This window comes from Pseudomonas sp. R1-18 (assembly GCF_051132095.1).
In the GTDB taxonomy this organism is placed as follows: Bacteria; Pseudomonadota; Gammaproteobacteria; order Pseudomonadales; family Pseudomonadaceae; genus Aquipseudomonas.
This window is the reverse complement of sequence record NZ_CP071658.1, coordinates 4,573,775-4,585,817: the sequence shown is the minus strand read 5'-3', so window position 1 is coordinate 4,585,817 and position 12,043 is coordinate 4,573,775. Positions and strand designations below refer to the sequence as shown.

Sequence of the window (12,043 nt, the reverse complement as noted above, 5' to 3'; positions counted from 1 at the left end):
TAAGAAAATTTTCTTGTTACACCTGATGCGTTGTGGCGCGCGCTACTAGATAATCGCGCGCTATAGGGATCGGCGGCGGTGGATTCATTGGGTTATGTCAAAAGCGGTTCTGGCACCGGATGGGGAATCATTAGGCCCTTTCGGAGTCGGAACATTGCTCGCCAACCCGGCATCGATAGCTGGCCGTTGGTTTTTTCATCTGTTTTTCGGCGAGGGTTGCTCGTGATTGTTAGTCCCTGTGATGCTCCAAAAACACCTGTCAAGCGATTGCGTAGTGCGCTTTTGGCAAGCTCGGCACTGGTCTGCCTGTTAGGCTCCGGTCAGCTTTGGGCGTTCAATCTTGATGATGTGGCAGTAAAGGCCAAGGAATTGGCCGGGCAGAAGTTCGAGGCTCCTCGAAGCAACCTGCCTGCCGAGTTCCGCGACATGAAGTTCGCGGACTATCAGAAGATCCGCTTCCGTGAAGACAAGGCCGAGTGGGCAGCCGACAAGACGCCTTTCAAGTTGTCGTTCTATCACCAGGGCATGCACTTCGACACGCCGGTCAAGATTAACGAAGTGACCTCCACCACTGTGGAAGAGATCAAGTACGACAGCGGTCGTTTCGATTTCGGCGACGTCAAATTCGATCCTCGCGCGACCGAGAAGCTCGGTTATGCGGGATTCCGCGTTCTGTATCCGATCAACAAGGATGACAAGCAGGACGAAATCATGACCATGCTGGGCGCGAGCTACTTCCGCGTGATCGGCAAGGGTCAGGTGTATGGCTTGTCCGCGCGCGGCATGGCCATCGACACCGCCATGCCATCCGGCGAAGAATTCCCGCGCTTCAAAGAGTTCTGGATCGAGAAGCCAGGTGCCGATGACAACCATCTGGTGATCTTCGCCCTGCTGGATTCGCCCCGCGCTACCGGCGCCTACCAGCTGACCTTGCGTCCCGGCACCAATACGCTGGTTGACGTCAAATCGCGAATGTTCCTGCGTGACAAGGTTTCCAAGCTCGGCGTTGCGCCGCTGACCAGTATGTTCCTGTTCGGCGCCAACCAGCCTTCGCGTGTACCGAACTACCGCCGCGAGCTGCACGACTCCAGCGGTCTGTCGATCCAGGCCGCCAATGGCGAATGGGTATGGCGTCCGCTGAACAACCCGAAACACCTGGCCGTCAGCAGCTTCTCGGTAGAGAACCCGCGCGGTTTCGGTCTGCTGCAACGTGGCCGCGACTTCAGCCAGTATGAAGACCTCGACGACCGCTACGACAAGCGTCCAAGCGCCTGGATCGAGCCAAAAGGTGATTGGGGCAAAGGCACCGTCGATCTGGTGGAAATTCCGACAGCCGACGAGACCAACGACAACATCGTTGCGTTCTGGAAGCCGGACACCCTGGCAGCACCGGGCGAGCCGATGGAATTCAACTACCGCATCCACTGGACCATGCAGGAAAACGCGATCCATTCGCCGGACCTGGGCTGGGTCAAGCAGACGCAGCGCTCCATCGGTGATGTAAGGCAGTCCAACCTGGTACGTCAGCCGGACGGCAGCCTCGCGTTCCTGGTCGATTTCGTAGGTCCGGTACTTGCCGCCCTGCCTGAAGACAAGACCATCCGCAGCCAGGTCACTACTGACGACAACGTCGAGCTGGTCGAAAACAATCTGCGCTACAACCCGGTTACCAAGGGCTATCGCCTGACGTTGCGCGTCAAGGTCAAGGACAACAACCGTCCGACCGAAATGCGCGCCTATCTGTTGCGTGAAATTCCGGCCGAACCGGGCAAGGAACCAGCGTTGCTGGTTGCTGACAAAGAAGAGAAGAAGCCCGTGACCAAGGACGCTGCCAAGCCGGCCGCCACCAAGGACACCGCCACGGACAAGGTTGAAGTCGCCAAGGCCGACGCCGCCAAGCCCGAAGCTGGCAAGCCTGAAGTAGCCAAGGCCGATGCCGCCAAGCCTGACGCCGCCAAAGGTGAAACCGCCAAGGCTGATCCGGCAAAAGCCGACGTAGCCAAGGCAGAAGTCGCCAAGGACAAGGACGGCAAGGAAATCCAGCCGTCCGAAGCCGAGGCAGCACCCACCCATCCGGAACCGGCCAAGACGCTGCAAGTCATGACCGAGACCTGGAGTTATCAGTTGCCGAGCGATGAGTAATTCTTTGCCAGTGCCAATGTCACTCCAAGAGTACCTGGCACATCTACCGATGACGGACGCGCAGCGGGCAGAACTTGCCAGCTGCCAGTCGTTCGCCGAGCTGCATCAACGCCTTTCCGCCCAGCCGGGCAGCGCATCCACCGAGGCCGCTCAGGCTTCGGTGGGTCGTCGCCTGACGCTGTCCACCGCCGACGAGTTGCAGGACGCCGAAATGCTCGCCGTCGATGCCAACGGTCGGTTGTGCCTGAAGGCTACTCCGCCGATTCGCCGGACCAAGGTGGTCCCCGAGCCCTGGCGCACCAATATCCTGGTGCGCGGCTGGCGTCGCCTGACCGGCAAGACCAATCCGCCAAAGCCGGATCACAGCGATCTGCCGCGGGATTTGCCCAAGTCGCGCTGGCGCACCGTGGGTTCGATCCGTCGCTATATCCTGCTGATCCTCATGCTCGGGCAGACCATCGTCGCCGGCTGGTACATGAAAGGCATCCTGCCGTACCAGGGCTGGTCCCTGGTATCGCTGGATGAAATCACGCGTCAGACTTTCGTGCAGACTGCCTTGCAGGTCATGCCGTATGCATTGCAGACCAGCATTCTGTTGCTGTTCGGCATTCTGTTCTGCTGGGTGTCGGCAGGTTTCTGGACAGCACTGATGGGCTTTCTGGAATTGCTCACTGGCCGTGACAAATACCGGATTTCCGGTGCCAGTGCCGGTAACGAGCCTATCGAAGCCGGCGCGCGCACCGCGCTGGTGATGCCGATCTGTAACGAAGACGTCCCGCGTGTATTCGCAGGGCTGCGAGCGACCTTCGAGTCCGTCGCCGCGACGGGCGATCTGGATCGCTTCGATTTCTTCGTGCTCAGCGACACCAACGAAACCGATATTGCAGTGGCCGAGCAACAGGCCTGGCTGGATGTCTGCCGCGAGACCAAGGGCTTCGGCAAGATCTTCTATCGCCGCCGCCGCCGCCGCGTGAAGCGCAAGAGCGGCAACCTCGACGACTTCTGCCGTCGCTGGGGCAGCGACTATCGCTACATGGTCGTACTCGACGCCGACAGCGTCATGAGCGGTGAGTGTCTCACCAGCCTCGTGCGCCTGATGGAAGCCACGCCGGACGCCGGTATCATTCAGACCGCGCCACGCGCTTCGGGCATGGACACCCTCTATGCGCGCATGCAGCAGTTCGCGACACGCGTCTATGGCCCACTGTTCACCGCCGGCCTGCACTTCTGGCAATTGGGCGAGTCCCACTACTGGGGCCACAACGCGATCATCCGCATGAAGCCGTTCATCGAGCACTGCGCCCTGGCGCCGCTGCCCGGTAAAGGCGCGTTTGCCGGTGCGATTCTGTCTCACGACTTCGTTGAAGCCGCGTTGATGCGCCGTGCCGGATGGGGCGTGTGGATTGCCTACGATCTGCCGGGCAGTTACGAAGAGCTGCCGCCGAACCTGCTGGACGAACTCAAGCGTGACCGCCGTTGGTGCCACGGCAACCTGATGAACTTCAGGCTGTTCCTGGTCAAGGGCATGCACCCGGTTCACCGTGCGGTGTTCCTGACGGGCGTGATGTCTTACCTGTCGGCGCCGCTGTGGTTCTTCTTCCTGGTGTTGTCCACAGCCTTGCTGGCGGTGAACACGCTGATGGAGCCGACGTACTTCCTGGAGCCGCGGCAGCTGTATCCATTGTGGCCGCAGTGGCACCCGGAAAAGGCAGTTGCCTTGTTCTCCACCACCATCGTTCTGCTGTTCCTGCCCAAGCTGCTCAGTATCATTCTGATCTGGGCCAAGGGCGCGACAGGCTATGGCGGCCGGATCAAGGTCACGCTGTCGATGCTGATGGAAATGCTGTTCTCGGTGCTGCTCGCACCAGTGCGCATGCTGTTCCACACTCGCTTCGTACTGGCTGCTTTCCTGGGCTGGGCCGCGACCTGGAACTCGCCACAGCGTGACGACGACTCGACGCCATGGCTTGAAGCCGTCAAGCGGCACGGTCCGCAGACGCTGCTGGGTGCTTGCTGGGCCTTGCTGGTTGCCTGGCTGAACCCGAGCTTCCTGTGGTGGTTGGCGCCGATCGTTGTGTCGTTGATGCTGTCGATCCCGGTATCGGTCATCTCCAGCCGCACCAATCTGGGCTTGAAGGCACGCGATGAGAAATTCTTCCTGATTCCTGAAGAATACGAGCCGCCTCAGGAACTGGTTTCCACCGACCAGTACACCCACGAAAACCGCTGGCATGCGCTCAAGCAGGGCTTCATTCGGGCCGTTGTGGACCCGCAGCAGAATGCCTTGGCCTGTGCATTAGCGACCTCGCGTCACCGTCAGGCTCAGCCGATTGAAGTGGTGCGCATGGAGCGTGTTGACCATGCCATCGCAGTTGGCCCGGACAAGCTCAGCAACCATGAGCGGCTGATGCTGCTCAGCGACCCGGTTGCCTTGGGCCGCCTGCATGAGCGGGTCTGGAGTGAAGGTCAAGAGCCATGGCTGGCCGCGTGGAGAGCTTCGATAGAAGCCGATCCGCATGCGCCGCTGTTGCCTCTGCAGCCGCAGTCGCAAACGCAGCAGCCTGCATTGGTCTGACAAAAACGCCCCGCACTAGCGGGGCGTTTTTGTATCAACGAACATCCGTTGTAGGAGCGCGCTTGCCCGCGACGGCGGTAATTCTACCGACGCAGTATCAGTGCCTGTGCATACGTCGTCGCGGGCAAGCGCGCTCCTACGCGGTTCGGCATTCAAACGCGGAATTTCCCCACCAACGCTTTTAATTGGCTGCCCAATCGTGCCAGTTCCACGCTGGAGGCGGCGGTTTCTTCGCTGGCGGTGGCGGTTTGCTCGGAGATGTTGCGCACGCTGATGACATTCCGGTTGATCTGCTCAGCCACCACGCTCTGTTGCTCACTGGCGGTGGCGATCTGCCGATTCATGTCTTGAATCGACGCAACGGTACGGGTGATCTGCTCCAGTGCGCTGCCGGCCCGGCGGCTCAGGTCAACGCTGTTATCGGTCAGGCTGCGACTGGCATCCAGCGTCGTGGCGACTTGTTGTGTGCCGTGTTGCAAAGCCGCAATCAGCTCCTCGATTTCCTCGGTGGATTCCTGAGTGCGTTGCGCCAGGCTGCGCACCTCGTCGGCAACCACGGCAAATCCGCGACCGGCTTCACCGGCGCGAGCGGCTTCGATGGCTGCGTTGAGTGCCAGCAGGTTAGTCTGCTGAGACACCGACTTGATCACATCCAGCACGCCCACGATCTTCCCGCTTTCCTGTTTGAGCACATTCATGGCCTGGGTGGAATTGCCCACCTCCAGCGCCAACTGCTCAATCTGGTCGATCGCCTCGCCAACCACAGCGTCGCCATTGCGGGCCTGCTGATCGGCGTGTGCCGCCGCTTCCGAAGCCTGCTGCGCACTGTGCGCAACTTCCTGCACGGTGGCCGACATCTGGTTCATTGCCGTGGCGACCTGTTCCGTCTCTTCCTTCTGATCATTGACTCCCACGCACGTCTGTTCGGTCACGGCAGACAGCTGCTCGGCGGCACTGGCAAGCTGGATGACGCCGTCACCGATCCCGCCGATCAACTCGCGCAAACTGACAGTCATGGCCTGCATGCTGCTCTGCAACTGGCCCATCTCGTCGGCCCGCTTCACGTGCAGGTCCTGGCTCAGATCGCCCTTGGCAATGCGCCCGGCCGCAGCGAGTGTCTGGCGCAATGGGGTGATGATCTGGTGAGTCATCACCCAAGCGGCCAGCACCCCGATCAACAGCGCCATACCCGCGACGGTGCTCAGCGTCGTGCGTGAGGCAGTCGCTTCATGGTCGCGTTGCGTGCTTTGCAGGCTCACCAGTTCGGCCACCGAGTTGAGCATCTTGTCGCCCAGCGCCTCCATGTTTTCCTGGCCTGCCTCAAGCCTGCCCCGAATTTCCTTGAAGCGGCTCAACTGGTCGCGGTAGCTCTGCAAGGCTTCATTGGCGGGCTTGAGCCCTTGGATATTCTCATCCGCCTGATCCTGAGAGATCTCCCGCACTTCCTTGAACGCTTCATCGATGGCGACGATGGCCGCGGCTTCGTCCGCCTCTTTCGCGGTGAAGGTGTAAGCCTGGACTTGATACCGCGCGACCTGAATCTGCTGCTTGAGCTGCGAGATATTGGTGAATTCGTCCATGCGTTCGCTGTTGTCCTGCTCCTGGCTGACGGCTTTGAGCACTTCGGCTTCGACCTGCGCAACCGCCTTTACCGCCTGCTCGGACTGCTGGTCAAGCCTGGCACGAGACTCGTCGGCAGCCTTTCGGTCAACGCCGATATCGCCAAAGGTCGTTTCCATGCGGCTGACCAGCTGGCTCTGCTCGGTGAGCATTGCCACGCTGCGCTCGTCATCGATGTCCTTGCGCAGCTGGCTGAGGTGCGCCTCCAGTTCATCGAGCCGATCGAATACCCGTTTGGCGTTCTCAGGTGTGTTTTCAGAGCGAAAGATAATGCGTTCGGCGCGCAGATCTTTGGTGAGGTCGCTCAGGTGGCCGATGGAGGAGAGCGACTCGGAGCGCTCGATCATAGTGTCCAGACCATGCCAGCCAGTGAGGGTTATGGCCAGGGTCAACAACAGCACCAGGCCGAAGCCCAGCGAGAGTTTGAGCTTCACGCTTGTATTGCCGAGTGACTGGGCGATCCATCGAAACATGGCGTATCTCCTGCGGGTTCGTACGAAAGCGGGCCTCTGGCGATACAGAGGCTTGCGTTACGAACTCATCGGCAGGTGCCGGGATCGCGCGACCTGAAGCGGCCGTGGGAATTTTCCGATGGAGAAAATGAGGTGAAGCGGGTCACAGTTCGGCGGCCCTGCCGACACCAACGTCATGCAGGGCCGTATCGCGAGTGTCAGACAGTGAAGCGGCTGACCAGAACTTGCAGGTGGTTGCCCAGGCGCGCCAGTTCGACACTGGACGCGGCGGTTTCTTCGCTGGCGGCGGAGGTCTGTTCCGACACATCGCGCACGTTGATCACGCTGCGGTTGATCTCTTCGGCGGTTGCGCTCTGCTGCTCGGCAGCAGCAGCAATCTGCTGGTTCATCGACTGGATCGCGGAAACTGTCCGGGTAATGGACTCAAGCGAGCCGCCGGCGCGTCGGGTCAGTTCCACGCTGCTGACGGTCAGCTCGCGGCTGCTGTCCATGATGGTCGAGGCGTGCTGCGTGCCGCTCTGCAGGCCAGCGATCAGGCCTTCGATTTCTTCCGTGGATTTCTGGGTGCGTTGCGCCAGGCTGCGAACTTCGTCCGCGACCACGGCAAAGCCGCGGCCGGCTTCGCCCGCACGGGCAGCCTCGATGGCAGCGTTAAGCGCGAGCAGGTTGGTCTGTTCGGCCACCGACTTGATAACGTCCAGCACGCTGCCGATCTTGTCGCTTTCCACCCGGAGCACGCCCATGGCTTCAGAGGACTTGCCGACCGCTGACGCCAGTCGCTCGATCTGCGTGATGGCCTCGCCCACAACGCGTTCGCCTTCGCGCGCCTGCTGGTCAGCAGCCACTGCGGCTTCGGAAGCTTCTTCGGCGTTGCGGGCAACTTCCTGAACCGTGGCGGTCATTTCGTGCATGGCGGTCGCGACCTGATCAGTTTCGACCTTCTGACTGTTGACGCCGGCACTGGTCTGTTCTGTAACGGCGGACAATTGCTCGGCGGCGCTGGCGATCTGTGTTACGCCGTCGCGAATTCCGCCGATCAGCTCACGCAGACTGATGGTCATGCGCTGGATACTGCCTTGTAGCTTGCCCAGTTCGTCCCTGCGGTTGATGGTGAGGTCGCGGCTCAGGTCGCCGGAGGCTACGCGCTCCACTACTTGCAGGGTGTCGTTCAGCGGAACGGTGATCTGCCGGGTGATGATGAGGGCGGCAATGATGCTGAACACCACGGCCAGCAACGTGGCGACCATGATCATCGTCAGGGCTTTCGCGCTGTCCCGGTCGCGCTTGGCATTCTGGTCGGCGAGCAATTCTTCACTGATGGTCAACAAGCGCTCGCCCAGCGGCGCCATTGTCTCCAGGGCCGCCTTGCTGGCAGCCTGAGCATCGCGATATTGGGCGACAGCGCCGCGGTAAGCCTTGAGGCCCGCAATGGCCTGCTGCAATTGCGGCAGGAAAGACGAGGGAATGTCGCCAGCCAGGGTGTTGACGCCAGTCATGGCTTCGTCAATAGCGGCATTAGCATTCTGCTCGAACTCGGGTTTGCCGCTGTAGGTGTAGCCGCGCACTTGAAAGCGCGCCTGCTGGATCTGCTTGCTGACGCCGACAATGCTATTGAAGGCCAGGATGTTGTCCGACTGAAGCAGCTCGGCTTCGATCTTGTCCGCTTCAGCGACCGCCTTGTCGGCACTGTCACCCATCAGCTTGCGAGTGCCTTCGCGTACCTCGATGGCCTTGGTCATCTGCCCGAAAGCCTGGCGATACTCGGCGGCGGTCTGGATCTGAGCGTCTACATGTTGCTGACTCTCGCGCGTTTGCAGCAGCGACCTGGCTTTGTTGAGCGCCGCATCGAGCGTGTTCAGCGACTGGACGACGGCGTCGGCGCTTTGAGCATTGAACAGTGCTTCGTAACGCAGCCGATTGATGCGCAGCTCAAGGATCAACTCGCTCACTGCAGAGATCGCGGCGACCCTGTCGCCACGGGAGATCAGCGACTGGGTGCTGAACCAGGCCGTGGCAGTGATCATCAGCGTCATTAACAGCACGATCCCGAATCCGAACGCCAGCTTCAGGCTGACACTCGCGTTGGCGAGACCTTGAGTAAACCAGCGGAACATGACGACTCCTTCGTTCGGATTGGGTGGATGTCCACTAGATCGGCGGATCATTCACTAACTGAAGCGATTGAGTCGACAGAACAGCCTAAAACAGTCGGGCGAGCAGGGCGGTGACGGCGGTCTCGACACGCAGGATACGATCGCCGAGCTGCACCGGCTCAAGGCCCGCGCGGCCCAGCAGGTCGACTTCGTAGGGAATCCAGCCGCCTTCCGGGCCGATGGCCAGAGTAACGGGGCGATCAACGGCACGCGGGCAGGGCGGAAAGTTGCCCGGATGGCCGACCAGACCGAGCGTGCCGTGAGCCAGCGCGGGCAAACGATCTTCGACGAAGGGCTTGAAGCGCTTCTCGATGACGATCTCCGGGAGCACGCTGTCGCGCGCCTGTTCGAGGCCGAGGACCAACTGCTCGCGAATCGCGTCCGGCTCCAGAAACGGGGTCTGCCAGAAGCTTTTCTCGACGCGGTAGCTGTTGAGCAACACGACTTTAGGCACACCCATGGTCGCAACCGTCTGGAATACCCGACGCAGCATCTTGGGCCGAGGCAGCGCGAGCAGTAGCGTGAGCGGAAGCTTGGCCGGCGGCTCGCTATCCAGCACGACGCGCAATTCGACCTCGTGCTTTTCCAGGCGCAGCACTTCGGCGGTGCCGATCGGGCCGTTGACGCGGCCTACGCGCATGCTGTCGCCAACTGCCGAGCGATGCACTTCCTGCATGTGTGTCAGGCGCCGGTCGCGCAGCACGACGCGGCCGGCCGCAATGAAATCGGCCTCTTCCAGTAACAGCAGGTTCACGGCATGGTCGCAGGCGGCTGATCTTGCTTCTCAAGATCGTCGGGATGCTCGCCACGCTTCTTGATCAGCGTACTGCACACGATGCCCAGCTCGAACAGCAGCCACATCGGCACCGCCAGCAAGGTCTGGGAGAAGATATCGGGCGGCGTCAGGATCATGCCGACCACAAAGCAGCCGATGATCACGTACGGCCGGACCTTCTTGAGGTATTTCACGTCGACAATGCCGATCCACACCAGCAATACCACGGCGACCGGAATCTCGAAGGCGACGCCAAAGGCGAAGAACAGCGTCATGACGAAGTCGAGGTAGCTGGCGATGTCGGTCATCATCGACACGCCTTCCGGCGTCACGCTGGCAAAGAAGTGAAAGATCAGCGGGAACACGAGGAAGTAGGCAAACGCCATGCCCGCGTAGAACAGAATGATGCTGGAGATCAGCAAAGGCACGGCGACGCGCTTTTCATGCTTGTACAGACCGGGCGCAACGAAGCCCCAGATCTGGTGCAGGATCACCGGCATCGATAGAAACAGCGCAACCATCATGGTCAGCTTGAACGGTGTCAGGAACGGCGATGCCACATCCGTGGCGATCATCGTTGCACCTTCGGGCAGGTAAACCCGTAACGGCGCCGACACCAGCGTGTAGATCTTTTGAGTGAAGTAGAACAGGCCGGCAAAGATCAGAAACACCGCAGCCACACACCGCAGGAGACGGGTGCGCAGTTCGGTGAGGTGGGAGACCAGCGGCATCTGCTGGTCATTTTCCGGGATATCGGCGCTCATGGGGCTCGCGGTGGCAGTGACGAATCGTGGACGGAAGGCGCGGTGGCCATCGGGGCCGCCGGGGAGGTCGAAACCGCAGCTGCGGAAAACTGAGGTTTAGGCGGTTTCTCCAGCGACAGGTGCGTGCGCGGCGCGGTCTGGGCAGGCTCGCTTTCGACCTCCGGTGCCGGTTGTGGCTCGACCACCGCCGGTTGCTCGGCCGGGGGCTGTTGCGCAGGCGCATTCTGGTTGAACAGTTTGCGTGCGTCTTCTTCCAGCGCCAGGATGTGTTCGTTGTGCAGTTGCCGACGGATTTCGTCGGCCCCAATCTCACGTTCGACTTCCTGCTTGATGGTATTGAAGCTGCGCTTCAGCCTGCCGATCCATAGCCCGGCGGTACGCGCGGCACCCGGCAGGCGCTCGGGACCGAGGACCAGCAAGGCCACCAGCCCGACCAGCAGCAGTTCTTGAAAGCTGACACCAAACATGGCTTAGACCTGGTCTTTGCGGGTCGGCTCGTCGACCTTTTGCGCCTGTGCGTCGATAGTATGCGGCTGCTTGAGAGGCGCGCCCTGACCAGGAGTCTGGGTGTACGTCTGCTCCGATTGCGGCGCAGCCGGATCGACCGGTTTCTCGTCGTCGTTCATGGCCTTGCGAAAGCCCTTGATCGATTCACCGACATCAGTGCCCAGGTTCTTGAGTTTCTTGGTCCCGAACACCAGCACAACCACCACCAGAATGACGATCCAGTGTTTCCAGTCAAAAATACCCATGAAGCAATCCTCGTAGACGTTCAATTCAAATTGGAGAGCCGGTCAGTCAGCCGAGCGCGCGGCTTTTTCTGCGTGACCGGACAGCCCGAAGCGGCGATCGAGTTCGTCGAGCACGGCCTGTGGATGCTGGCCCAGAGCGGCGAGCATCACCATGCTATGGAACCACAGGTCTGCGGTCTCGTAGATGACGTCGCTGCAGTCGCCGCTGACTGCGGCATCCTTGGCGGCAATGATGGTTTCCACCGATTCTTCGCCGAGTTTCTCCAGGATCTTGTTCAGTCCCTTGTGATACAGGCTGGCGACGTAGGAACTGTCGGCAGCGGCATCCTTGCGCGATTCAAGCACTTCGGCCAGACGGGCCAAGGTATCAGTCATGTCAGTGGCCTGCGTGATAAATGGCATCAGGGTCTTTGAGTACCGGGTCGACCGTCTTCCAGGCCGAATCTTCGTAGACCCGGTAGAAGCAGCTTTCGCGTCCTGTGTGGCAGGCGATGCCGCCGATCTGCTCGACCATCAGGATCACGACGTCGGCGTCACAGTCCAGACGCAGCTCGTGCAGCTTCTGCACATGCCCCGATTCTTCGCCTTTGCGCCAGAGTTTGCCACGCGAACGCGACCAATAAATTGCACGGTTTTCGGCGGCGGTCAGCGTCAGAGCCTCGCGGTTCATCCACGCCATCATCAATACACGGCCGGTCTTGTGGTCCTGGGCGATTGCAGGCACCAAACCGTCGCTGTTCCAGTGAATCTCGTCCAGCCAGTCTTCCATATCTACTCCGGCAGCCGGGT

Annotated in this window: 10 protein-coding genes; 2 read left to right on the top strand and 8 right to left on the bottom strand. The window is 60.8% G+C overall.

Going from position 1 to position 12,043, the window contains the following annotated elements; genetic code table 11:
- Window positions 1-222: 222 nt before the first annotated feature.
- Together J3P77_RS20800 and mdoH are read left to right on the top strand one after the other, a co-directional pair.
- Window positions 223-2,142, top strand: a complete 1,920-nt coding sequence (locus J3P77_RS20800; protein WP_434678450.1) for a glucan biosynthesis protein — start codon at window positions 223-225, stop codon at window positions 2,140-2,142.
- Window positions 2,135-4,717, top strand: coding sequence for a glucans biosynthesis glucosyltransferase MdoH (mdoH, locus tag J3P77_RS20795; RefSeq protein WP_434678449.1), 2,583 nt, complete (start codon window positions 2,135-2,137; stop codon window positions 4,715-4,717). The genes J3P77_RS20800 and mdoH overlap by 8 nt, the downstream gene beginning before the upstream one ends.
- Before the next feature lie 152 nt (window positions 4,718-4,869).
- Here the strand turns inward: mdoH and J3P77_RS20790 are convergent, their stop codons facing one another.
- The 8 genes from J3P77_RS20790 to hisI all read right to left on the bottom strand — a co-directional run bounded on the left by J3P77_RS20790 (window position 4,870) and on the right by hisI (window position 12,023).
- On the bottom strand, window positions 4,870-6,810 hold the full coding sequence (locus J3P77_RS20790; RefSeq protein ID WP_434678448.1) for a methyl-accepting chemotaxis protein: 1,941 nt from the start codon (window positions 6,808-6,810) through the stop codon (window positions 4,870-4,872).
- A 197-nt stretch (window positions 6,811-7,007) separates the two neighbouring features.
- Window positions 7,008-8,843 (bottom strand): methyl-accepting chemotaxis protein, encoded by a 1,836-nt coding sequence (locus J3P77_RS20785; RefSeq protein WP_434682087.1) that lies wholly within the window; start codon window positions 8,841-8,843, stop codon window positions 7,008-7,010.
- Window positions 8,844-9,009: 166 nt separating this feature from the next.
- Window positions 9,010-9,717, bottom strand: coding sequence for a 16S rRNA (uracil(1498)-N(3))-methyltransferase (locus tag J3P77_RS20780; protein ID WP_434678447.1), 708 nt, complete (start codon window positions 9,715-9,717; stop codon window positions 9,010-9,012).
- Window positions 9,714-10,502, bottom strand: a complete 789-nt coding sequence (gene tatC, locus J3P77_RS20775; protein WP_434678446.1) for a twin-arginine translocase subunit TatC — start codon at window positions 10,500-10,502, stop codon at window positions 9,714-9,716. The genes J3P77_RS20780 and tatC overlap by 4 nt, the downstream gene beginning before the upstream one ends.
- Window positions 10,499-10,969, bottom strand: a complete 471-nt coding sequence (gene tatB, locus J3P77_RS20770) for a Sec-independent protein translocase protein TatB (RefSeq protein ID WP_434678445.1) — start codon at window positions 10,967-10,969, stop codon at window positions 10,499-10,501. The genes tatC and tatB overlap by 4 nt, the downstream gene beginning before the upstream one ends.
- A 3-nt stretch (window positions 10,970-10,972) precedes the next feature.
- Window positions 10,973-11,254 (bottom strand): twin-arginine translocase TatA/TatE family subunit, encoded by a 282-nt coding sequence (locus J3P77_RS20765; RefSeq protein WP_434678444.1) that lies wholly within the window; start codon window positions 11,252-11,254, stop codon window positions 10,973-10,975.
- A gap of 42 nt (window positions 11,255-11,296) precedes the next feature.
- Window positions 11,297-11,629, bottom strand: coding sequence for a phosphoribosyl-ATP diphosphatase (locus J3P77_RS20760; RefSeq protein WP_434678443.1), 333 nt, complete (start codon window positions 11,627-11,629; stop codon window positions 11,297-11,299).
- 1 nt (window position 11,630) lies between these two features.
- On the bottom strand, window positions 11,631-12,023 hold the full coding sequence (gene hisI, locus J3P77_RS20755; RefSeq protein WP_434678442.1) for a phosphoribosyl-AMP cyclohydrolase: 393 nt from the start codon (window positions 12,021-12,023) through the stop codon (window positions 11,631-11,633).
- Window positions 12,024-12,043: the final 20 nt, after the last annotated feature.